This is a genomic window from Streptomyces sp. 11x1 (assembly GCF_032598905.1).
GTDB lineage: Bacteria > Actinomycetota > Actinomycetes > Streptomycetales > Streptomycetaceae > Streptomyces.
In genome coordinates, this window is record NZ_CP122458.1 from 5,057,134 (window position 1) to 5,078,426 (window position 21,293).

Consider the following 21,293-nt stretch of genomic DNA (forward strand, 5'->3'; position numbering starts at 1 on the left):
GCATGCCCACACAGGAAGACCCTCGATGGACTACTGCTCCTCATGTCGCCGACATCTCAACGGCGCCCTCGTGTGCCCGGGTTGCGGCGCCTACGCGCCCGACATAGCCCCGGCCACGATCGACAGCCGTGTCGACCCGTCCCGCCCCACCGGGACGACGACCGCGCCGCTGATGATCCCGATGCCGCCGACGACACCGGCGGCGCCGGTGCTTCCGGCGCCGACGTGGGAGTACGGCGCGACGGACGGGGCGTGGCACGGCGGGGCGCCGGAGGACGGGTTCACGACGGACGCCCTCCCGCGGGAGGGGTACGCGGACGACGGATACGCGAAGGATGGATACGCGAAGGATGGATACGCCGACGACGGCGACGCCGGTGACCTGAGTGGTGTGGACAGCGCGCACCGTGTCGACGGTGTCGACGATGTGGACGTCGAGGGTGTTCCCGTGGCGCCGCGAGGGCGGGCCGCGCGGCGGCGTCAGTTGGCGCGGTGGAAGAAGAACCAGCGCCGGGCCGTCGTCGCGACCGCCGTCGCGCTGGTCGGCGGCGGTCTGACCGTCATGAGCATGGACCGGCAGTCCACCGACCGCACCCAGGCGGCCTCCGCTCCGGACGCCGAGGGCCTCGGCTCCATCGAGGAACAGGGCTCGCAGCGCGGCCGTACGTCGACGCCGGAGACCGATGACGCCCGGCGCACCCCGGACGCGTCCACCCCGTGGACCCCGTCCGGCGACCCCGCGCGCGACCGCTCCACCGCCAGTCGGTCGAACTCCCGTGCCGAGCAGCCCAATTCCCCCCGAACGGACTCGGGCACGCCGTCGGCCCAGGAGGCGCGGACCGGCACCTCCGGCGCAGGCGGGTCGGCCGCCGGCACCACCCCGTCGGACGGGACGACCACACCGCCGGCCACCGACGACTCCGGCTCCTCGGAGGCGGGCACGGGCGCGGGGTCGGGATCGGGTTCCGGCTCGGACACCGGCAACGGAGGCGGCACCGGCACCGGTTCGGAAGCCGGAAGCGGCTCGGGCTCGGACTCCGGTTCGGGTACGGGCGGGTCGGACGGTTCGAGTTCCGACACGGCGACGACGTCCCCTTCGGGCCTCTGCCTGCTCGGCATCGTCTGCGTGAACTGAGGCTCGCACGCACCGACCCACACCCTTACCCCCACGTCCGATGGCCGAGGGCCGGGGGCCGACCGCTGCCGAGCGGTCAGCCCTCGGCCATCGGGCGCGGCCAGGAACGTCCGCTGACACGTTCGATGTCGGTGTTGAACTGCTCCAGGTCGGCGGCGAAGCGCCGGAGGCGTTCGGCGGGTCAGTCGGCGATGCCGCCGGTGAGACCGGTGACGAACTCCTCCCGTTGCGGCGGCGAGGCGCTCCGACCCCTTGTCGGTGATCCGGAACTTGCGGGCCACTCCCCCGTCGGGGTCGAGGGTCCGCTCCACCAGCCCTCGATCCGGCACCCGCCGCGCCCCACCACCCGCCCGTCCGCGAGGCGGCGGCGGTCTGCCCGGCGGCGATCACCCTCGAAGAGGAGGAGCGTAAGGAGTAGGTCCAGGGTCCAGGCCCCCTCTGCCCCCTGCCCCTCTACGCTCTGGGCGCCCGATGAGGCCCCAACTCGGCCAGCACGTCGGCGAGTTGAGCCGCGTCCAAGGCCGGCTCGGGCAAGGTCGGCGATGCCCGGGTGTCCGTGGGCCCCGGTGGGCGCAGGCCGTCTAGGAGGAGGGTGAGCGGGCGGCGCCAGGCGTCGGGGGTGGTGACGGCGGTGAGGGCGGGGACGGCGCGGCCGAGGGCGGCGAGGGCGAAGAGGACGTCCTCGGTGGTGACATCGGCCCGGACCGTGCCCTCCTCACGGCCGCGCCGCAGCAGGGACTCGATGGTCCGCCGATTGTGCTCGTGGACGTCCTCCAGGGTGTCCACGCCCGGTACGCGCGTGGTCATGAGGTCGTTCGTGCCCCGGTCGGCGGCGAGCGTGTCGAAGACCGCGCCGAGGTACTCGGTCAGCCCGGCCCAGGCATCCGGCGCGTCGCGGACCCGGTCCCCGACGGCCATCGTGCCCGCGAGCTGGTCGTGGAAGACGGCGTCGATGAGGGCGGCGCGGCTGGGGAAGTGCCGGTACAGCGTCGCGTTCCCGACGCCGGCCCTGCGGGCGATCACATCGAGCGGCGCTTCGAGCCCCTGCTCGGTGAACACCTCGTGAGCCGCAGCCACCAACAACTCCCGGTTCCGCCGCGCATCCCGCCGCCGCACCGGCGCCGCCCCACCACCTACCCCACCGCCCATCCCACTCCCGCTCCTCCACACCACCCGACCACGCCCCCGCCAGACGGGGTTTTCGATGCTATCGCCGAGCCGTCCCCCCTCCCCCGACGCACTCCTCTGAGCGACTGCGCTTCCGGTCGGAAAATCTCATGAGTAGACGATCGGGCAGCCCCGGCGGATCGAGTGCTGGGCGGCGCGGAGGTAGACGGCCACGTAGAAGGCCATGTCGAGGTCCTCGGCCCACGGCCCCGGCCGGGTCGCGGCCAGCGTCTTCGCCTGTCCGTCCAGGAACCACGTGGTCAGGTCCAGGTTGTCGCACATCTCCGGTGTCTCGGGCGGCAGTTCGACGGCCGCCGCGAGCCGCTCCGCGAGCGCCAGGACCTGCGGGGCGCCGGCGACCATGGTCGACTCCGCGAAGCTGGACTCGACACCGTCCAGCCAGACGTCCTCCTCCAGCGAGAGCGGCACGAGCACCGTCCAGCCGCACAGGGTCTCCACCTCCTCGCGCGTGAGGTGGGCCTCGCAGAGCCGCATGAACCCGTCCATCGGCGGGACGAGCTTCTCCTCGAAGTCGAGCCCCGCCCCACGCACGAAGGGCGCGCGCACGGGCCTCGCCGCAGGCACCGAGTCGTAGGCCGGCAGCCCCCGCCGCCCCAGTTCCTCGTTCAACGCCGTGGCCACCCGCCCCCGCCCCTCCTCCTCGTGCTCACCCTCGCCCTCCCCCTCACCGAACCATTCCTCCGCGTCGACGCTCACCAGATAGATGCCCATGGCCGGAACGTAGTGCCCACCACTGACACCGCGGGGGGGGTGCGGCGCACGTGGCCCCGCGCGACGCAACCAATGCCCGCGGACACGCGTCCCCTTCGTCGCGGTCGCGGTCGCGGTCGCGTTCATCGCGTGCGCGTTCGCCGCGCGGAACCCGCCGTCCTCGGCCCCCAGCACAGAGAGCGAGCAACGACCATGCTCATCCTGTCCGTCGTCCTCCTGCTCGCCCTCGGTGGCATCGTCTGCGTCTACTGGACGGCGCGAGGCGACGCCCCACGCTGGGCCCGCGGTGTGGCCAGGACGACCGACGTCGCGAGCGACGTGCTGCTCCGCGCGAACAAGTCCAACTCCCAGAACAACCAGAACACCGACAACGACTGAGGCGCCCCGAGCCGGCCGCGGCGGCGGAGCGACCGGTGCGGCGCATCAGGTGGCCCATTTCATGCGGGAGTTGACGGCGGAGGAGCGCGCGCCGAGGGCCGCCGCCTGAAGGGCTCGGGCGGGTGGGCCGGTGGGCCGCCGCGTACGGACGACGACGCCGACGCCGACGTGGCCCTCCTCCTCGCCCACCTCCACGATCCGTCCGAGCCCGCCCGCTACCAGGCCCTCTGGGGGATCGACCGCTACGTCGCCACGTACGGGAAGCTCCCGAAGCCGCCGCCACAACCGACGTGCCCGACGCAGCCCACCGGCCCGACCCGCTCGCCGTGATCACCGCGCTCGCGCAGCCGCCCTCTTCCCAGCACCTCCAGTACGCGGCGAACCGCATCCTCGACCGACTGACGTGAGGCCGGCTCGACATCCCTCGTCGAGCCGGCCTCCACCGCACGTCGTCGCCGCCCGCCGGCGGTCAGTCCGTGCCGGACTCCATCGCGGCGCGGTCCAGCAGCGCGTCCTCCTCCGAGACCTCACCGCGCGAGGCGATGGCCTCGGCTCCGCCCTGCGGCAGCTCCGGCATGGTGCCGATCAGCCCGGTCGCGGCGGCCTGGGAGGCGCCGACGGTGGGGCTGCCGGTGCCGATCAGGCCGAGGCCCGCGTACTGCTCCAGCTTGGCGCGCGAGTCGGCGATGTCGAGGTTGCGCATGGTCAGCTGGCCGATCCGGTCGACCGGGCCGAAGGCCGAGTCCTCGGTGCGCTCCATGGACAGCTTGTCCGGGTGGTACGAGAACGCCGGGCCCGTGGTGTCGAGGATCGAGTAGTCCTCGCCGCGCCGCAGGCGGAGGGTGACCTCGCCGGTGACCGCCGCGCCGACCCAGCGCTGCAGCGACTCCCGGATCATCAGCGCCTGCGGGTCCAGCCAGCGGCCCTCGTACATGAGGCGGCCGAGGCGACGGCCCTCGGAGTGGTACTGGGCGAGGGTGTCCTCGTTGTGGATGGCGTTGACGAGGCGCTCGTACGCGGCGTGCAGGAGGGCCATGCCGGGGGCCTCGTAGATGCCGCGGCTCTTGGCCTCGATGATGCGGTTCTCGATCTGGTCGGACATACCGAGGCCGTGGCGGCCGCCGATGGCGTTGGCCTCCATCACCAGGTCGACGGCGGAGGCGAACTCCTTGCCGTTGATGGTGACCGGGCGGCCCTGGTCGAAGCCGATCGTCACGTCCTCGGTGGCGATCTCGACCTCGGGGTCCCAGAACCGGACGCCCATGATCGGCTGCACGGTCTCGACGCCGGTGTCCAGGTGCTCCAGGGTCTTGGCCTCGTGGGTGGCACCCCAGATGTTGGCGTCGGTGGAGTACGCCTTCTCCGTCGAGTCCCGGTACGGCAGCTGGTGCGCGACCAGCCACTCGGACATCTCCTTGCGGCCACCGAGCTCGGTGACGAAGTGGGCGTCCAGCCAGGGCTTGTAGATCCTGAGGTGCGGGTTGGCGAGCAGGCCGTAGCGGTAGAACCGCTCGATGTCGTTGCCCTTGAAGGTCGAGCCGTCGCCCCAGATCTGGACGTCGTCCTCCAGCATCGCCCGGACCAGCAGGGTGCCGGTGACCGCACGGCCGAGGGGGGTCGTGTTGAAATACGCCCGCCCGCCGGAGCGGATGTGGAACGCGCCGCAGGTCAGCGCGGCCAGGCCCTCCTCGACCAGCGCGGCACGGCAGTCGACCAGGCGCGCGATCTCGGCACCGTAGGTCTTCGCGCGGCCGGGCACCGAGGCGATGTCGGGCTCGTCGTACTGGCCGATGTCAGCCGTGTAGGTGCAGGGGACGGCACCCTTGTCACGCATCCACGCGACGGCGACCGAGGTGTCGAGCCCGCCCGAGAAGGCGATGCCGACGCGCTCGCCGGCCGGAAGAGAGGTGAGGACCTTGGACATAGAAATTATTATGCATGGCAATGCATGATCATGCAAAGCGCCGTCCGGTGACGGCCCTCACGTCCGACGACTCCCGCGCCCCACGGCTCTCACGTCCCGAGTTCGGTGAAGAGGGTCAGCTGGAGGGCGCCGGGGGCTTCGAGGCGGGAGTTCAGCGAGTTCCAGGGGGTCCGGGTCGGCTCGGCGATCACCTCGGCGCCGGCCGCCGCCAGCTTCGCCGTGGTCGCGGTCGAGTCGTCCACCTCGAAGGCGACCCGGATGTGGCCGGCCACACGGCGGCCGACCTCCACCTCGTCGATGTACTCCGCGTGCTTCGGGTCGGTGATCTCCAGCGTCGCCCGCCCCGCTTCGAGGATCGACACCCGCCCGCCGTCCGACGAGAACGCCGCCCGCTCGGGCAGCCCCAGCACATCTCGGTAGAAGTGCAGCGCGGCGTCGTAGTCGGCGGCGGTGACGACCAGCCGGAGTTCGCGGACCGCGGGTTCCTCGGACATGACGGCTCCTGGCGGGGTTCGGGTCGTTTCGGGTCGGCGGGGGAAGGGGCCCGTCGGCAGGCCGACGGGCCCCGGCCTCAGGTCAGGTCAGGTCAGGTGAGCCAGGTGCCCGCCCCGCACGCGGAGGCGGTGACCCACTGGTGGGACCTGATGTTGTCGTTCACGACCGCCCCGGACTGGTACTTGTTGTCCGTGAGATTGTCGGCCCACAGCTCTCCCGGGGCGAGACAGACGTAGCCGAACTGGTACTGGTAGTCCTTCTCGGCGTAGAAGGCGACGACGTCCTTGCCCCCGAGGAACCCGCTGTTCATCACGGAGGACGGCGCGAGGTGGTCCGGTGAGTTGAACACCCCCTCATTCCCGCTGTCGCCCCAGAAGCGGTCGTTCCCCGGCGTCGTGCCGAGGAGGATGCCCTGGCAGCCCCAGTCCTGCCAGACCCTCAGATTGCCGTCCCGGCTGTTCGGCCACTCCTCCCCGCAGACGCTCTCGTCCGCCGACGTGGCGGACGCGGTCGGTGCCCCGAGCCCGAGGGAGGCGAGGGCGATGACGACGACGGCGGCTATGGCTGGTCTGCGCATGTGTACTCCTTGGTGTGGTCAGGCCCGTGGGCCGACGATCTTCCGGGCGAGGTCCAGCGCCCGGTGCTGGAGCCGGGTGCAGGTGTCGAGCTCTTCGCCGTAGCGGTCGCGCAGCTGGTCGAGGTAGTGGCTCTCGCGCTCCTCGCCGATGACGCGGAGGTCGGCGTCCCCGGCGCAGGTCGCGTCGGCCACGGCGAGCTTCTTCTCGGCCTCGAAGACCCCGGGCTCGGCCACCCGGTCGGACCGCGCGATGGCCGCCCGACGGGAGGCACCCGGGTCCTCGTAGTCGTATCCCGCCCGCTTCATACAGCGCGACCAGACCTCCAGTGCCGCCGAGAAACGCCGGTCGGCCAGCACCTTGGGGACGTAGAGCGACCGGAGGTGGCCGGAGACCTTCTCCGCGCGGAACCATTCCCGGGGGTCCCCGTACAGCTTCTTCTCGGACTCGGCCACGCAGCCGCCCAGGCGCTTGCGCACCGTGCCGGCGCCGCCGGGAATCTCGACGCTGATCACCGGCCCGTCGATCCCGCCGTCGAGCGCCAGGTCGTAGGCCGTGCGGCGCTGCTCGGGGAGACGCTTGCGGTAGGCGAGGTTGGGGTTGGCGGCGCGGGCGACGGCCTCCTCGGCCTGGAGGCGACTGCCGTAGCCGTACGTGCGGGCCCAGTCGACGTCGTCCAGCACATAGCCGAGGGTGCGGCTCTTCGCCAGACTGAGCCGCTCGGCCTCCCAGAACTCGAAGCCCTGCCGGCGCATGCAACCGCCGATCAGGCGTTGCTGCGCGTCCGAGATCCGCAGTTGCTCGGCCTCGGTCAACTGCCGTGCGGAGACCGCCTCCTGACGTTCCGTATTCGCCGGGGAGCGCTGGGCGCCGGCGCAGCCGGTGATGACGGCGGACACGAGGAGCAGGCTGATCGCGGCCTTGCGCATGACGTCCTCTCGCGTGGGGCGTGAAGGAGGGTGCGAGCGGTAGGCGGGTCGGCTCCGGTGCGACCGGGCTCACGCCGCCAGCGTGATTGATCGATGAACGAACGCGCCAGGACTTTCAGTGCTCTCCGAAAGTGGCACGTCACGACCAGGGGCCGGCACACCGGCCACGCAAAGCAAGCAGCAACGCTCATAAGCACTCATACCGACGCCGCGAGCACCGGCCGGACGTCGGCCGGACGTCGGCCCAGCAGATGCCCGGCAGATGCCCGGCCGGACATCGGCCGGACCTGCCGACGCGGGCGTCATCCAGACAACAGGGGGACACCGTGCTGAGCATCCACTTCACGACCGAGGACATGGCCAACACCCGCCTGGCCGCCGAGCCTGACGTGCTCTGGGAGGTGCTGCTGAGCCTGCACGCCCTGCAGAAACGACCCGGTACCAAGGAGTTCGGCCTGTGGCGCGACCGGACCCGCGGCCGGCTGCTCGGCGGCACGGCGGACCTGACCCGCATGCTGTGCGAACTGGCGCCCCCCGTGGGCTACTCGGCGGACTTCCTCACTCCGACCGCGGGCGTCTCCTGCCTGGACGAAGCCCTCGACATCCTGCTCGCCACCGCGCGAACCCGGCTGCGCGCGGACCTCGGCGACCTGGTCCCCCGGCGTGCCCCGGCCCCCTGGCTGGGTGCGCTGGCCGCCGGTGACACGGCGGTCGTCAGGACCCTCGGAGAGGCCGTCCGGAGTTACCACCGGACAGCCCTGGCCCCCTACTGGCGTGCCCTCCACGCCCAGTTGGAGGCCGACCGGGCCACCCGGCTGCACGCCCTGGCCACCGGAGGCGTCGCACGGCTGCTCACCCAGCTGCACCCGCAGGCGCGCTGGCAACCGCCGGTACTCGAACTCCCCTACCCCGTGGACCAGGACCTCTTCCTCAACGGCCGAGGGCTGGTGCTCCTGCCGTCGTTCTTCTGCTTCGGCATCCCCATCACGCTGAAGAACCCCGACACGGCTCCCGTGCTGGTCTATCCCGTCGTCCGCAGCCGGGGCTGGGCGGGGGGAGCCACCGCGCAGGACGGGGCGGTCCCCCGCCCGCTGGCGGCGCTGCTGGGCCGCACCCGGGCGACGGTCATGCAGTTGCTCGTGCACGCCAGCACCACCGGGGAACTGGCCCGTCGCGCGGACATCTCCGCGGCGTCGGCGAGCCAGCACGCCACCGTGCTGCGCCAGGCCGGGCTGGTCTCCACGCACAGACAGGGCAACACCGTGCGGCACACTCTCTCGCCGCTCGGCGCCGAACTCCTCAACTCCCCCCGCGGACCCCACTGACCCGGAGAAGACCGTCCGGCAGCGTCACCCCCGTGCCCGACAAGTGGCGCAGGGCCGTCGCGATGGAGTGGCAGTCGAAGAGGGCCGAGTGTTCGTCGCCCGGGGCGGCGGGCCGGGGGAGGCCCAGGGTCTGCCACAGACGGCCCGAGTTGACGCCCGCCGTCGCCGGGGCGACCGCGTTCAGCCACGGACGGACGTTGAGGAAGCCCGGGGTGAGCGCGCTGTGCTCGATCTTCTCGCCCCGGGCCCGGGCCCAGCCGATGTTCTCGCCGAGGACGAGCATGTCGTTGCCGTAGGAGAGGACCGCCCCGCCCCGGCAGAAGGCGAGGAAGTCGCTCAGGGCCCGGGCCGGCGGGAGGCCGTCCCGGTCCACGCTCCGCTGGTCGATGCCGGTGAGGGTGGTGAAGAAGGGCGAGAGTCGAGGGTTCACCACCGGGCGGAGAAGCGTGTCGTACTCCTCGACGACGGAGTACTCCTCGTCCACGCGCACCGCGCCGATCTGCACGATCTCCCGCAGTTGGCCGGGCGCCGACCAGTCCTGCTCCATGGCTCCCGGCCAGGTCGTGTACTCCAGGTCGAAGATGACGAAGGTGGGCAAGACGTGCGCTCCCTGGGGTGCGAGGACGGTTAGGACGACTACGGAAGCGTCCTACCCAGCAGACCGTCCGGCAGGATCCCGTCCGGCAGGATCCTGCGCGCGTCCCCCGCCGCGAGCCGCGACTTCAGCCCCGCACCCGAACCCGAACCGTCCCTCGCTCCCTCGTCCTCCAGCATCGGGCAGAGCGCCTTGGTGACGTGGGCGCCCATCGCCTCGTCGATCGGGCTCGGCTCCAGCGCCGTGCCGTCCGCGTTGAGGCGCTGGTACTTCATCAGGTTCCAGCCCATGGACAGCTGACGCTTGCCGTCCGCGCTGGTCAGGCTGATCGTGCCCGCGCCGAAGACCCCGCCGTCATGGCCCCAGAACCGGGCGCAGCCGGGCACGTCGAAGGTGTAGATGCCGAGGCCGTAGTCGATCGCGGCGCCCGGGCCGATCTCCACCGGAACCGTGCGCCGCATCTCGGCGAGGGACGACCGGCGGAGCAGATCACCGGTGAGCAGCTCGCGGTAGAAGCGGTTGAGGTCGTCGGTCGTGGAGACGATCGCGCCGGCCGTGTACGCCCAGGACATGTCGTAGACGCTGTAGTCGCGGGGCGGGTCGATGAGACCGTAGAACGACTCGTACATCCTGGGGTGCGGGCCCTTGATGTACGCGGTGCGCGGGTACGAGGTGTGGCGCAGGCCGGCGCGCTCGATGACGTTGCGGGTGATGTACGTCGAGGCCTTCTGGCCGGTGACCTTCTCCAGGATCAGGCCGGCCACGACGTAGTTGGTGTTGGAGTAGCTGCCCGGCTGCGCGCCGGGGGTGCCGGTGGCGGGGGCCGCGAGGCCCAGCCGTACGAGTTCGCGGGGACCGATCTCCCGGAAGCGGTGCTCGTCGAGGCTGGCGGTGGAGTTCTGGGCGAGGGAGGGGAAGGCGCCGAGGACGTAGTCGCCTATGTGGCTGGTGTGGTTGAGGAGCATCCGTACGGTGATGGCGTCCCCGCGCTCCCGCCCGTCCTCGTCGCTTCCGCTGCCCTCGAACAGCTCGGGCACATAGCGGGTGACCGGCGCGTCGAGACGGATCCGGCCCCGCTCCACCTGCTGCAGGAGCGCCACGGCCGTGAACGTCTTGCTGATGCTGCCGACACGGTGCCGCATGGTCGGGGTGACCTTCCGCCCCGTGTCCACGTCGGCCAGCCCGGCCGCGCCGGCCCAGCGCTCCCGGCCGTCCCGCACCGCCGCGTACGTGCCGTACATCCCGGCCTCGTGGACCGCGTCGAGCGTCTCGCGCAGCTCGGCCCGGTCCAGTTTGCCCGACGACGCCGACGACGCCGGGGCTGCGGCCTCGGCCCCGGGCATCGCCGCGGCCAGCAGAAGCGTGGTGCCCAGCGCGGTCCCGGCGAGCTGTTTGATACGCACGAGTTCTCCCCCTCGTTCCTGACGTTCCTGACGTTCGGACGACCCGGGACGGTCAACTCCCGGGCCCTGCCAGGCGATTGTCACGAACAACCCGTGCGCTCCACATCCGTCCCGCGGACGATCGCTCTCACAGCGGGGCCATGACATCTGTCATGGCCCCGCGGGACGTCACCGGACCAGAGGTGCCAGAGACCGTGACGGGACTTCATGGGTCGCCACCGACCGCCCGCGAGGTTGCCTCCCCGGCACTCCCCGCCTGTCCTGTCTCCCCGGTCCCCCCGGTCTCCCCCGCCTCCCCGAACCGCGCCAACGCCACCCCGCCCGCCACACAGCACACGAAGCCGAGCACGGCCGACCACGCGTACCCGTCGCGGGTCGAGTCGCCGAGCCACGCGACCCCGAAGACCCCCGGCCACACGGTCTCGCAGATGACCATCGCCGCCGTGGCCGCCGTCACCGAGCCGGACTGGAGGGCCTGGACGAGCAGGAGGTACCCGCCGAGGCCGGAGACGACGACGGCGTACGCCGACGGCTGAGCCAGGACCCCGAGGACCGTGGTGTCCGGCAGCAGGCGTACGGCGATCGCGGTGAGGCCGAAGCTCAGGCCGGCCGCCGCGCCGAGGACGACGGCCCGGCCCCGCCGCAGCCGGCCGCCCACGACCCAGCCGCCCGCCACCACCAGCACCGACGCGACGAGCACCGCCACCCGCAGCGCGGTGTCACCGTCCCCGTCGCCCGCGCGCCCGGCGGACACCGCCAGTGTCGCCAGCCCCAGGACCACGACGGCCACGGCGGCCCACTCCGCCCGTCGTGGCCGCAGCCCCAGGACGACCGTGCCGGCCACCGCCGTGACCGCCAGCGACGCGGCCACCGCCGCCTCCACCAGGAACACCGGTGCCAGCCGCAACGCCACCACCTGCGCCGCGAAGCCGAGCGTGTCCAGTCCCGCCCCCGCGAGGAAGGGCCAGCCGCGCAGCACCTCCACCACGGTCCGCCCCCGCTCGCGCGCACCCCCGTCGCCGCGCGCGGCCGCCACCCTTCGCGCGCCCAGCGCCTGCAACACGGTCGCCGTTCCCATGCACACCGCCGCGCACAACGCCCACACCACTCCCGCCGTCATGGGGGCACCGTAAGCGGCCGAGCGGGCGGCGGAGGTGCGACACCAGGGCGGGGCACCCACGACCGCACAAAGTCCGACAGAGTCATTGATTCGGTTCTGTTCGAAGTCCTAGGGTGGGCGCGGTTTTTCAACAACATCAGACAGCAACCGACGCTCCTCGTCCCACACGTCTCTCCGTACGTGCACCCCCCTGTCATCGCGAGGAAGGCCCGGCAATGCACCACCCGCACCCGCAAGCGCCCACCGGCACCCCCGCAGCCCGCCCCGTCGTCAGCCGCCGCCGGCTGCTGGAGGGCGGCGCCGCCCTCCTCGGCGCGCTGGCCCTCTCCGGCGGCGCCGCGTACGCCGCGCCCCGCTCCGGGCCGGAGGCCCCCGGCAGCCCCGAGTGGTCCGGCAACATGGCGCTCTTCCAGGTCGGCGCGGAGCCGCCGCACACCACCCTCATGCCGTACGCGGACGTCAGACAGGCCCTCGTCGCCGACCGCACCCGTTCCCCGTACCGGCTGAGCCTCGACGGCCGGTGGAAGTTCGCGTACGTGGACCGGCCGGGCGACCGGGACGAGGACTTCTACAAGACGGACGTCGACGACAGCGGCTGGGACACCATCCCGGTCCCCTCCAACTGGCAGCTGCACGGCTACGACTTCCCCATCTACGTCAACATCACCTACCCGTGGTGGGGCCCCAACGGCCTCGGCGAGGAGGCCCAGCCGCCGGCCGCGCCGACCCGCTACAACCCGGTCGGCCAGTACCGGCGCACCTTCCGTCTCCCCAAGGACTGGACGGCCGGCGACCGCCGCACCTTCCTCCACTTCGAGGGCGTGAAGTCGGCCCACTACGTGTGGATCAACGGCGAACTCGTCGGCTACCACGAGGACTCGTTCGACCCGGCCGAGTACGACATCACCCGGCACCTGAAGCCGGGCACCAACCAGATAGCCGTCGAGGTCTACCGCTACTCGGACGGCGACTGGCTGGAGGACCAGGACATGATCCGGCTGAGCGGCATCTTCCGCTCGGTCTACCTCTACTCCACACCCGCCGTGCACCTGCGCGACTTCAAGCTGGACACCCCACTCGGCGACGGCTACAAGACCGCCGAACTGTCCGTCACCGCGAGCGTGCGCGCGTACGCGGCCGGGCACGAGGGGACGTACTCCGTCGAGACGCAGCTCTACGACGACCGGGGCCACGCCGTCTGGGCGCGGCCCCTCGTGCAGTCCGTCGCCGTCGGCGGAGAAGGCGGCGGCAAGGGCGGCGGTGTCGGCGAGGACGTGACCGTCCAGGCGAAGAAGTCCGTCCCCTCGCCCGAGCTGTGGTCCGCCGAACACCCCACCCTCTACACGGCCGTGCTCCGGCTGCGCGACCCGCGCGGCAAGGTCGTCGAGACCCTCTCCCACCGCGTCGGCCTGCGCGAGTTCGCGCTCAAGGACGGGCTGATGCGGATCAACGGGCAGCCGGTCTCCCTCCGGGGCACCAACCGCCACGAGATCCACCCCGACCGGGGCATGGCGCTCACCCGCGCCGACCTGGTCGAGGACATGCGGATCATCAAACGGCTCAACATGAACACCGTCCGCACCTCGCACTACCCCAACAACCCGCTCTGGTACGAGCTCGCGGACGAGTACGGCCTCTACCTCGTCGACGAGACGAACCTGGAGACCCACGGCATCCGGGACCGCTACCCCGGGAACGACGCCGAGTGGACGACCGCCTGTGTGGCCCGAGCGAAGGCCATGGTCCACCGCGACAAGAACCACGCCTCCGTCGTCATCTGGTCCCTCGGCAACGAGGCGGGCGGCGGCTCCACCTTCGTCGCCATGCGCGACTGGATCGAGTCGTACGACAAGACCCGTGTCATCCAGTACGAGGGCGACGACCGGCCGACGATCAGCCAGATCCGCTCGGAGATGTACGACAGCCCGCAGCGGGTCGAGCAGCGGGCGAAGGACACCTCGGACACCCGGCCGTACGTGATGATCGAGTACTCGCACGCGATGGGGAACTCGAACGGCAACTTCAAGAAGTACTGGGACCTCATCCGGCGCTACCCGGTCCTCCAGGGCGGCTGGATCTGGGACTTCGTCGACCAGTCACTGACCTGGCCGGTGCCGAAGCTGAGGGTCTTCACGGACGCGGGCCCGAGCGCCCTGAAGGGCCAACTCCTCACCGCCGCAGGGACGTTCAGCCGGAGCAAGGGGCTGTCCGGCGCCACGGGCTTCACCCGCGACCCCGCCCTCGACCTCACCGGCTCGCTGACCCTGGAGGCGTGGGTCACCCCGCACGTCACCGGCGGCCACCAGCCGCTCGTCGCCAAGGGCGACACGCAGTACGCGCTGAAGCAGAGCGACAAGAGCGTGGAGTTCTTCATCTACGGCGGCGGCCAGTGGGTCAGCGTCAGCTGGGGCCTCCCGGCGGACGGCTGGACCGGCCGCGAACACCATGTGGCCGGGGTCTTCGACGCCGAGGCCGGGTCCCTCACCCTCTACGTCGACGGCGAGGTGAAGGCCACCCGCACCACGACCCGGCGACCCAGCGTCAACACCGCTCCCCTCTCCCTCGGCACCGACACGGACAACCCGACGCGCGAGTTCAGCGGAACGATCCGGCGGGCCGGTGTGTACGCGCGTGCCCTGAGCGGGGCCGAGCTGGCGTCCGGGGGGCGTGGGCCCGGGGACGAGGGAGTGCGGTTCTGGTTCGACGCGGCGACGGTGAAGGTGGGCGAGCGGAAGCGGGAGGGCTTCGCGAAGGAACGTTCGTTTTTCGCGTACGGCGGTGACTGGGGCGACAACCCCAACGACGGGGCCTTCGTGGCGGACGGCATCGTCACGGCCGACCGGGGCCACACCGGCAAGGCGGCCGAGATCAAGCGCGTCTACCAGGCGATCCACGCGACCCCGGCGACCGACGCCCTGACCTCGGCCTCACGGGCGGTCACCCTCACCAACGAGTACCTCTTCACCAACCTCCGCGAGTTCGACGGCAGTTGGACCCTGGTGGCGGACGGCAGGAAGATCCAGCAGGGCCGCCTCACCCGAACCCAGCTGGACGTGGCCCCTCTCTCCGCCAAGGACATCACCGTCCCCTTCCGCCTCCCCTCCTCCCCCGCACCCGGCACCGAGTACTTCCTCGAACTCTCCTTCACCACCCGGGAACGCACCCCCTGGGCGAAGTCCGGCTTCGAGGTGGCCCGGCAGCAACTGCCGGTGGACGCGGGCAGCCCGGCGGTGACACCGGTCCCCCTGACGGCCGTCCCGAAGCTGACGTACAAGGACGGACCGGACGAGATCACGGTCACCGGCAAGGGCGTGAAGGGCAGCCCCGCCTTCTCCGTCACCATCGACCGCCAGAGCGGCACCCTCACCTCCTACAAGGCGGTCGGCACCCGCCTGCTCACCTCCGGTCCGATCCCCAACTTCTGGCGGGCCCCCACCGACAACGACCACGGCAACGGGCAGCACATCCGCAACCAGACCTGGCGGGACGCGGGCACCAACCGCAAGGTGACGGACGTGACCGTCCGCCCCCTGGGCGCAGGCCGGGCAGTGGAGATCAAGGTCACCGGCACCCTGCCCACCACCGTCGAGTCGGCCTACACCACCACCTACACGGTCTTCGGCAACGGCGAGATCAAGGTCGACAACACCCTGCGCCCGGGGGCGGCCTCCCTCCCGTACATCCCGGAGGTGGGCACGATCCTCCACCTCCCCCGCCGCCTCGACCGCCTGCACTACTACGGCCGGGGCCCGGAGGAGAACCACTGGGACCGCAACAACGGCACCGACGTCGGCCTCTACTCCGGCACGGTCGCCGAGCAGTGGTCCGGCTACATCCGCCCCCAGGAGAACGGCAACAAGACCGACGTCCGCTGGGCCGCCCTGACCGACCGCGACGGCGAGGGCCTCCTCATCGCGGGTGACTCGCTACTCGAAGTCAACGCCTCCCACTTCACCCCGGAGGACCTCTCCACCGGCCTCCGCCACGACTACCACCTCACCCCCCGCGACACCGTCGTCCTGCGCGTCAACCACCGCCAGATGGGTGTCGGCGGCGACAACAGCTGGGGCGCCCACACCCACGACGAGTACAAGCTCTTCGCCAACCGCGACTACGCGTACACGTACCGCCTGCGCCCGCTGACGGACGTGCACCTCGCGACCAAGCTGTCGAGGAGGCCGACGGCGACGGAGTAGCCGCCACAGGCCGACAACCCACCAGAGGCTGGGCGCATTTCAAGGTAGGTAGGGGGCAGCGGGTTGCCCCCTACCGGCCCGCCCCCTGCCTAGTAGACTGTCGCGACTAAGTGTCGTTATGGTTGGTGGAGTTGGTGTCGGGCAGGCTTCGCTTGATGCTTCCGTCCGGCCGGGCAGGGGGTGCTGTGTCCTCGCAGAAGAAGTATCCGGTTGTCTTGAGTGCCGAAGACCGTCGGGCGTTGGAGCGTGTGACGACGACGGGGGTCCGCAGCGCGTCGATGATCAGGCGGGCGCGGGTGCTGCTCGCGTTGGACACCTCGGCCGGCGAGGTCGCTCCGCGGGCGGTGATCGCGGAGCGGGTCGGGGTCTCGTGCGATTCGGTCCGCCTGATCTCGAAGCGGTATGCGGAGACCGGCGGCGATGTGTGGGCCACGGTCGGCCGGAAGGAACGCGCACTGCCGCCGGTGCCCTCCCCGGTGACCGGCGAGGTCGAGGCAAGACTGATTGCGCTGGCCTGCTCGACGCCGCCCGAAGGACACGCCCGCTGGTCGCTGCGCCTGCTGGAGAAGCACGTCGCGCTGGCCGAGGACATCCCGGATCTGGACCACTCCACGATCGGGCGGGTCTTAAAAAAACGGAACTGCGCCCTCACGTGAAGAAGTGCTGGACCATCCCGCCGGCCGCGAACGCGGCCTTCGCCGCGGCGATGGAGGACGTCCTGGCGGTCTATCACCGGCCCTTCGACCCGGCGCGCCCGGTGGTGTGCATGGACGAGAAGCCGTACCAGCTGCTCGGCCACGTCCGTGATCCGCTCCCCGCGCGGCCGGGCCGTGACCGGCGCGAGGACAACGAGTACGTCCGCTCGGGGACCTGCTCGATCTTCTGCTGGGTCGAGCCGCTGCGCGGATGGCGGCGCGTGGACGCGCAGTCCCGCCGGACCAGGGTCGACTGGGCGCACCAGGTCGAGCACCTGCTGACCGTGGACTATCCCGACGCCGCCACGGTCGTGCTGGTGATGGACAACCTCAACACCCACACCACCGCCTCGCTCTACGAGGCGTTCGACCCGGCAAAGGCCTTCGCGCTGGCCCAGCGCCTGGAGATCCACCACACCCCCAAACACGGGTCCTGGCTCAACATCGCCGAGATCGAGCTCTCCGCGCTCACCCGTCAGTGCCTGGACCGCCGCATCGACGACCTCACCGTGCTCAACACCGAACTCGCCGCCCGGCAGCAGCACACCAACAGCAACCAGCGCCAAGTCGACTGGCACTTCACCACCGACGACGCACGCGTGAAACTGCGCCACCTCTACCCAACCACACGACGAAATTAAGCCGCGACAATCTACTAGTAACACAGCGGCACTGGTTGGCGGTACGTGCGGTCGACCGCAACCGCCGGAACGTGGAAAAGCCTTCGACGACCACACGCCGTTTTGGCACCCTCCCCGGCATGACCATGTCGTCCTTCGTTCCCGGACTGGAGCTCTCCCGCCGCTTCTACCTCGACGCCGTACGGCCTCTGCTGGACGCTGCCGCGCCGGACGTGACGCACTCCGCCGCCCGCCTCGGCAGCGGCTCGGAAGTCCTCGGATTCGACACCGTCCGATCCACCGACCACGAGTGGGGACCCCGCCTGCAGATCTTCCTGCGCCCGCAGGACGTCGCTCGCCACGGCGCCAGGATCACAGCACTGCTCTCCGAACGCCTGCCGAAAACCTTCGGCGGCTACCCGACGCACTTCGCCCCCGTCGGCGAAGAAGGTGTCGGGGTCATGCAGACAACTGACGGGCCGGTCAACCACCGAGTCGAAGTCATAGATCCAGGGACCTGGTTCACCGCGCAACTGGGCTTCGACCCGCGTACCGACATCACCCTGGCGGACTGGCTGGCCATCCCCACTCAGCTTCTCGCCGAGGTCACTGCCGGTGCCGTCTTCCACGACGGACTCGGCCAGCTGGCACCAGCCCGCGCCACCCTTCACTGGTACCCCCACGACCTATGGCTCTACCTACTCGCCTGCCAGTGGCAGCGCATCTCCCGGGAAGAAGCCTTTGTCGGGCGCTGCGGCGAAGTGGGCGACGAAATCGGCTCCGCCATCGTCGCCGCCCGACTGGTGCGCGATCTGATGCGACTCTGCCTGCTCATGGACCGCCGCTACCCGCCCTACAGCAAGTGGCTCGGCAGCGCCTTCGCCCGCACTCCCCAGGCACCCGCCCTCAGCCCGGTCCTCACCGCGGTCCTCGCCGCCACCGACTGGCACACCCGCGAACATCACCTGGCCCGGGCCTACGAGGCCGTCGCGGCCACACACAACCAACTCGGCCTCACCGACCCTGTCGACCCTGCCACGCGGCCCTACCACGCCAGACCCTTTCAGGTGCTGCACGCCGACCGTTTCACCGCGGCGCTGACCACCCGCATCACCGACCCGGCCGTCCGCGCCCTGCCGACGATCGGAAACGTCGACCAGTTCGTCGACAGCACCGACGTGCTCAGCCATCCAGAACTGACACGCGCCGCCACCCTCGCAACGGTCTGCTATCCCTCCTGAGGCCTCCAACTCAGAGCACCCGGCTGCACTCGACAGTCAGCGCGTGACCGCGACAGCCGGTGTCCGGCCGGATGCTGCCGACACCGGCAAGGGCCACCGCATCACGAGTCGGGCGACGGCCGGTCCACGGCCGACGGACCACCCGCGGGCTTCGAGATGACGAACACACCCTTGCCCTGGACCCCCTGGAGAATCCCCTCCGCCACAAGCATCTCGATGGCGGACTTGATGGTGCGACGGCTGACAGCACCGCCCGTCTCCTGCTCCAGCTCATAGTGGGAAGGGATGCGGCGGCCGACCGGGATCTCTCCGAGCCGGATGCGCTCGCGCAGGGCGGACGCGAGTTGCACGTACATCGGGGTGATGCTCTCACGGTCGATCTCGATCATAAGTTTGAGCGTAAGAGGCTGACTCAGGGCAGCATAGGCCGAGCGTTCACGTACAAAGACGTGCTAGGACGTACCAAGTTGCGCTACGGTCGGAGACGCCAGCAAGAGGCCCCCGCGACGGGTGCGACCGTCCGGGGGCGTGGCCACCAGACACGACAAACAGGAGCTGATGACGGTGGGCATTATCCACGCTTTGATGCGCCAGGCACTGGACTTGTTCGCGCCCGGCACCGGCAGACGCCGGGGACCCACGCACCCGACGGTAGACATCGCCGCCCTGACCACCCGGGCAGTCCACGCGGCGCCCTCCGGCCTTCCGGCCCACCGCTCCCCATACGGCCTGCACACCTTTTTCGACGGCGCCGCGACCGTCATGGTCCGGCCGTACCTGGTCGCCGAGGAGTGGTCGCAGGAGCAGGAATTCGCCCGGCCGTGTCACTCCTGTGGCCGCACCTCGAGTTGCCCGTCATCACCGCCTCAGGCACGGCAGTTCACGGAGGCGAGCTGATGACACACGAACAAGCAAGCACCACCGTCCGGCCCGCCGAGCTTCCCATGCTCCGCGCGTACCGCCTGTGGTTCGACCACACCCGCAAGTGCGACGGCGGCTGCAAGGGCATCCCCAAGGCGCAGGACGGGTGCGAGAGCGGGCGGGAACTGTGGGGCGCGTACCGCCTCGCGAGGATCGGAAAAGGTGGGGCGGCGTCATGAGCTGGATCGTCGAGAGGGCACCCGGGCGCCCCGTGCGCCGCACCGACGGCCAACGCCTGGCCGTGCCCCTGCGCGTGACCCGTACCGGCGGCCACCCCACCGAGACCGAACTGACCCTCACCCTCACCGAAGCCGAGCACCTCCACGCCGCCCTCTGCCGAGCCCTCGACGGTCAGCCCCCGCCCCCGGCAGCCCCGGACTGCCGACAGCCGGTGCAGACGTCGCCCGGCACGGCCCACCTCACGGGCCGCGTGTGACGGGTACGCCCGTACGGCGGGGTCAGCGCAGCAGCAGGTCGGCCAGTCCCGTCAGGTCCTCCTCGCCGTTCCGCTCCGTCAGGCCGCGGCGCATCAACGCGAAGCAGGGGGCGAGCAGTTCGGGGCTGACGCCCTGCTGCTCGGCGGTGGTCACGAAGGTCGGGATGCCGGCCACCTGCATGGCCAGGCTGGAGACGACGTCTCCGGAGTGGTCGCCGCTGCGCAGCCGGGCGGCGGTGAGGTGGACGGACGGGGCCATGGCGACGAGCCAGTCGGCGAGCAGCGGGGCGAAGGCCGTGGGGTCGATGTCCTCCTCGCGGATCAGGGCGAAGGCGTGCGTGGCCCCGGCGAACATGCCGTACATCGCGCTGAGCAGAGCCACGTCGTGCAGAGCAGCGAAGCCCGCGTCCTCGCCGACGTAGGTGGTGCCGACCGGGACGGTCAACGTGGTCCGGTGCCGCTCGAACAGGTGCCGGGAGCCGCTGTAGAAGACGTAGCCGCCGGCCTCGGGGACGCCGACCATCGGCGGGACGGCCATGATGCCGCCGTCCAGGTAACGGGCGCCCCGCCCCTCGGTCCACTCGGCGCGGGCGCGGGCCTGGGCGGGGGTGGTCGTGGTCAGGTTCACCAGGTCGCGGCCGGTGAGGTCGGCGTCGGCCAGGGCCTCGTCCACGGAGGCGTCGTCCAGCAGGCAGATGACGACCAGGGTGTTCGCCGCGACCGCTTCGGCGGCGCTGTCCGCGACCCTCGCGCCCTCGGCGGCGAGCGGCGCGGTGCGGGCCGGGGTGCGGTTCCAGACGGTGAGCGGATGACCGGCGGCCAGCCACGCGCGGGCCAGCGCGGTGCCCATCGCGCCGAGCCCCAGCAGGGTGACGGCGGGCTTCTCGAAAAGGTTCTGTGTCATGCCGAACAGGCTGGTCACAGGCACGGAAGTGATCAAGTACGTACTTCGGAGTGGGTGGTTACCCTGAGGTGAGCGAGCACGTCACGGGGATGGCGGATGTCAAAGGGGTGGGGGCATGGCGACGCTGAACCGGCCGGGCGAACCGGACGGACACATCTGCGGGATCGACACCGCGATGGAGGTGATCGGCGGCAGGTGGAAGGTCCTGATCCTCTGGGCGCTGCACGAGCACCCGTGCCGCCGCTTCGGCGAGCTGCGCCGACAGCTTCCGGGCGTCAGCGAGAAGGTCCTGGCCTCCCATCTGCGCGAGATGGAGGCGGACGGGATCGTGCGCCGTGTCTCCTACGACGAGGTGCCGCCCCGCGTCGAGTACTCCCTGACCGATGCCGGGACCCGCCTCAACGAGGCGCTGGAACCACTGGCCGCCTGGGGCCGGGAGCGGGTTCGGGCAACGCGTTAGGCGTTCTCCGCCGCCCGCGGCTCGCGGCTCGCGGCTGTGGCA

The 21,293-nt window shown here is 71.1% G+C and carries 23 protein-coding genes; 11 read left to right on the forward strand and 12 right to left on the reverse strand.

Annotation, left to right across the window (positions count from 1 at the left end; genetic code table 11):
• The first annotated feature begins 25 nt into the window (after positions 1-25).
• Entirely contained in the window at positions 26-1,135 is a 1,110-nt protein-coding gene (locus tag P8T65_RS22105; protein ID WP_399099685.1) for a hypothetical protein, read from the forward strand.
• Positions 1,136-1,588: 453 nt separating this feature from the next.
• Here P8T65_RS22105 and P8T65_RS22110 read toward each other — a convergent pair whose 3' ends face one another.
• Both P8T65_RS22110 and P8T65_RS22115 read right to left on the reverse strand, forming a co-directional pair.
• Entirely contained in the window at positions 1,589-2,284 is a 696-nt protein-coding gene (locus P8T65_RS22110; RefSeq protein WP_316727019.1) for a helix-turn-helix domain-containing protein, read from the reverse strand.
• 126 nt (positions 2,285-2,410) lie between these two features.
• Entirely contained in the window at positions 2,411-3,034 is a 624-nt protein-coding gene (locus P8T65_RS22115) for a hypothetical protein (protein WP_316727020.1), read from the reverse strand.
• A 129-nt stretch (positions 3,035-3,163) separates the two neighbouring features.
• On the opposite strand from P8T65_RS22115, the gene P8T65_RS22120 reads away from it, so the two are divergent.
• Positions 3,164-3,412 carry a hypothetical protein gene (locus P8T65_RS22120; protein ID WP_316727021.1) on the forward strand — a complete coding sequence of 83 codons (249 nt, stop codon included), beginning with the start codon at positions 3,164-3,166 and terminating at the stop codon, positions 3,410-3,412.
• 45 nt (positions 3,413-3,457) lie between these two features.
• Here P8T65_RS22120 and P8T65_RS22125 read toward each other — a convergent pair whose 3' ends face one another.
• The 5 genes from P8T65_RS22125 to P8T65_RS22145 all read right to left on the reverse strand — a co-directional run bounded on the left by P8T65_RS22125 (position 3,458) and on the right by P8T65_RS22145 (position 7,335).
• Positions 3,458-3,601, reverse strand: coding sequence for a hypothetical protein (locus tag P8T65_RS22125; RefSeq protein WP_316727022.1), 144 nt, complete (start codon positions 3,599-3,601; stop codon positions 3,458-3,460).
• A gap of 280 nt (positions 3,602-3,881) precedes the next feature.
• Positions 3,882-5,336, reverse strand: a complete 1,455-nt coding sequence (argG, locus tag P8T65_RS22130; protein WP_184906118.1) for an argininosuccinate synthase — start codon at positions 5,334-5,336, stop codon at positions 3,882-3,884.
• 89 nt (positions 5,337-5,425) lie between these two features.
• On the reverse strand, positions 5,426-5,830 hold the full coding sequence (locus P8T65_RS22135; RefSeq protein WP_316727023.1) for a VOC family protein: 405 nt from the start codon (positions 5,828-5,830) through the stop codon (positions 5,426-5,428).
• A gap of 92 nt (positions 5,831-5,922) precedes the next feature.
• Positions 5,923-6,408 (reverse strand): hypothetical protein, encoded by a 486-nt coding sequence (locus P8T65_RS22140; RefSeq protein WP_316727024.1) that lies wholly within the window; start codon positions 6,406-6,408, stop codon positions 5,923-5,925.
• Positions 6,409-6,426: 18 nt separating this feature from the next.
• The gene (locus tag P8T65_RS22145; RefSeq protein WP_316727025.1) at positions 6,427-7,335 is read right to left on the reverse strand and encodes a hypothetical protein; all 909 of its coding nucleotides are present in this window, start codon (positions 7,333-7,335) and stop codon (positions 6,427-6,429) included.
• 326 nt (positions 7,336-7,661) lie between these two features.
• On the opposite strand from P8T65_RS22145, the gene P8T65_RS22150 reads away from it, so the two are divergent.
• Entirely contained in the window at positions 7,662-8,660 is a 999-nt protein-coding gene (locus P8T65_RS22150; protein WP_316727026.1) for a winged helix-turn-helix domain-containing protein, read from the forward strand.
• Here the strand turns inward: P8T65_RS22150 and P8T65_RS22155 are convergent.
• The 3 genes from P8T65_RS22155 to P8T65_RS22165 all read right to left on the reverse strand — a co-directional run bounded on the left by P8T65_RS22155 (position 8,635) and on the right by P8T65_RS22165 (position 11,778).
• Positions 8,635-9,258, reverse strand: coding sequence for a 3'-5' exonuclease (locus tag P8T65_RS22155; RefSeq protein WP_316727027.1), 624 nt, complete (start codon positions 9,256-9,258; stop codon positions 8,635-8,637). The genes P8T65_RS22150 and P8T65_RS22155 overlap by 26 nt on opposite strands.
• Positions 9,259-9,296: 38 nt before the next feature.
• The gene (locus tag P8T65_RS22160; RefSeq protein ID WP_316727028.1) at positions 9,297-10,658 is read right to left on the reverse strand and encodes a serine hydrolase domain-containing protein; all 1,362 of its coding nucleotides are present in this window, start codon (positions 10,656-10,658) and stop codon (positions 9,297-9,299) included.
• A gap of 205 nt (positions 10,659-10,863) precedes the next feature.
• Positions 10,864-11,778, reverse strand: coding sequence for a hypothetical protein (locus tag P8T65_RS22165; RefSeq protein ID WP_316727029.1), 915 nt, complete (start codon positions 11,776-11,778; stop codon positions 10,864-10,866).
• 215 nt (positions 11,779-11,993) lie between these two features.
• Between P8T65_RS22165 and P8T65_RS22170 the strand changes: the two genes are divergently transcribed.
• The 4 genes from P8T65_RS22170 (at position 11,994) to P8T65_RS22185 (ending at position 18,530) form a co-directional block, all read left to right on the forward strand.
• On the forward strand, positions 11,994-15,974 hold the full coding sequence (locus tag P8T65_RS22170) for a glycoside hydrolase family 2 TIM barrel-domain containing protein (protein ID WP_316727030.1): 3,981 nt from the start codon (positions 11,994-11,996) through the stop codon (positions 15,972-15,974).
• 248 nt (positions 15,975-16,222) lie between these two features.
• Complete coding sequence (locus P8T65_RS22175; RefSeq protein ID WP_316731502.1) at positions 16,223-16,630, forward strand: helix-turn-helix domain-containing protein; 408 nt, start codon at positions 16,223-16,225, stop codon at positions 16,628-16,630.
• Positions 16,627-17,310 carry an IS630 family transposase gene (locus P8T65_RS22180; protein WP_316727031.1) on the forward strand — a complete coding sequence of 228 codons (684 nt, stop codon included), beginning with the start codon at positions 16,627-16,629 and terminating at the stop codon, positions 17,308-17,310. The genes P8T65_RS22175 and P8T65_RS22180 overlap by 4 nt, the downstream gene beginning before the upstream one ends.
• 119 nt (positions 17,311-17,429) lie before the next feature.
• Entirely contained in the window at positions 17,430-18,530 is a 1,101-nt protein-coding gene (locus tag P8T65_RS22185; protein ID WP_316727032.1) for a DUF4037 domain-containing protein, read from the forward strand.
• Between the two features lie 101 nt (positions 18,531-18,631).
• Here the strand turns inward: P8T65_RS22185 and P8T65_RS22190 are convergent, their stop codons facing one another.
• Complete coding sequence (locus P8T65_RS22190; RefSeq protein WP_316727033.1) at positions 18,632-18,919, reverse strand: GntR family transcriptional regulator; 288 nt, start codon at positions 18,917-18,919, stop codon at positions 18,632-18,634.
• A 139-nt stretch (positions 18,920-19,058) separates the two neighbouring features.
• On the opposite strand from P8T65_RS22190, the gene P8T65_RS22195 reads away from it, so the two are divergent.
• From P8T65_RS22195 to P8T65_RS22205, 3 genes are read left to right on the forward strand one after another with little or no spacing between them, the layout of a single operon-like run.
• Positions 19,059-19,427: a hypothetical protein gene (locus P8T65_RS22195; protein WP_316727034.1), complete on the forward strand. Its 369-nt coding sequence runs from the start codon at positions 19,059-19,061 to the stop codon at positions 19,425-19,427.
• On the forward strand, positions 19,427-19,630 hold the full coding sequence (locus tag P8T65_RS22200) for a hypothetical protein (RefSeq protein ID WP_316727035.1): 204 nt from the start codon (positions 19,427-19,429) through the stop codon (positions 19,628-19,630). The genes P8T65_RS22195 and P8T65_RS22200 overlap by 1 nt, the downstream gene beginning before the upstream one ends.
• Positions 19,627-19,887, forward strand: coding sequence for a hypothetical protein (locus tag P8T65_RS22205; protein ID WP_316727036.1), 261 nt, complete (start codon positions 19,627-19,629; stop codon positions 19,885-19,887). The genes P8T65_RS22200 and P8T65_RS22205 overlap by 4 nt, the downstream gene beginning before the upstream one ends.
• Positions 19,888-19,909: 22 nt before the next feature.
• On the opposite strand, the gene P8T65_RS22210 is transcribed toward P8T65_RS22205, so the two are convergent.
• Entirely contained in the window at positions 19,910-20,791 is an 882-nt protein-coding gene (locus P8T65_RS22210) for an NAD(P)-binding domain-containing protein (RefSeq protein ID WP_316727037.1), read from the reverse strand.
• A 115-nt stretch (positions 20,792-20,906) separates the two neighbouring features.
• Here P8T65_RS22210 and P8T65_RS22215 point away from each other — a divergent pair, with 115 nt between their 5' ends.
• Positions 20,907-21,251 (forward strand): helix-turn-helix domain-containing protein, encoded by a 345-nt coding sequence (locus tag P8T65_RS22215; protein WP_316727038.1) that lies wholly within the window; start codon positions 20,907-20,909, stop codon positions 21,249-21,251.
• Positions 21,252-21,293: the final 42 nt, after the last annotated feature.